General features: G+C 67.1%; 1 protein-coding gene. It reads left to right on the top strand.

The window, feature by feature from the left end; translation table 11 throughout:
- A partial coding sequence (locus AC01FP_RS18065) for an alanine--tRNA ligase-related protein (RefSeq protein WP_474482185.1) occupies positions 1 to 861 on the top strand: 861 nt, incomplete at both ends.

An 861-nucleotide genomic window follows, 5' to 3' on the forward strand; every position in this document is an offset into this window, starting at 1 on the left:
CATCCGCATCCCCACCAGCGACAATTTCTGGTCGATGGGCGATACCGGCCCGTGCGGCCCGTGCAGCGAGATCTTCTACGACCACGGCGCGCACATCCCGGGTGGCCCCCCGGGTAGCCCGGACGAGGATGGCGACCGCTTCATCGAGATCTGGAACCTGGTGTTCATGCAGTTCGAGCAGGCCGCCGACGGCACCCGCACGAACCTGCCCAAACCCTCGATCGACACTGGCATGGGGCTGGAGCGCATCGCCGCCGTGATGCAGGGCGTGCATGATAACTACGACATCGACACCTTCCGCGCACTGATCGCGGCGAGCGAAAGCCTGACCGGCGTTGCCGCGCAAGGCGAGCAGCGCGCCAGCCACCGTGTGATTGCCGATCACTTGCGCTCGACCAGCTTCCTGATGGCCGACGGCGTGTTGCCCTCGAACGAAGGCCGCGGCTATGTCCTGCGCCGGATCATGCGCCGCGCCATGCGGCACGCTCACTTGCTGGGCGCGAAGCAACCGCTGATGCACCGGCTCGTGCCGGCGCTGGTGGCGGAAATGGGCCAGGCCTATCCCGAGCTTCAGCGCGGCCAGGCGCTGATCGAGGAAGTGCTGGAGCGCGAGGAGACCCAGTTTCGCCGCACGCTGGAGAAGGGTCTCGGTCTGCTCGACGAGGCCACCGGTTCGCTGGGTGAAGGCGACGAGCTCGACGGCGAGACTGCATTCCGTCTCTACGACACCTACGGCTTCCCTTACGACCTGACCGAAGACGCGCTGCGTGCGCGTGGGATCGGGATTGATCGCGCCGGCTACGATGCCGCCATGGCTCGCCAGAAGGTCGCTGCCCGCGCGGCCTGGAAGGGCTCCGGTCA

This window comes from Cyanobium sp. NIVA-CYA 375 (assembly GCF_056108345.1).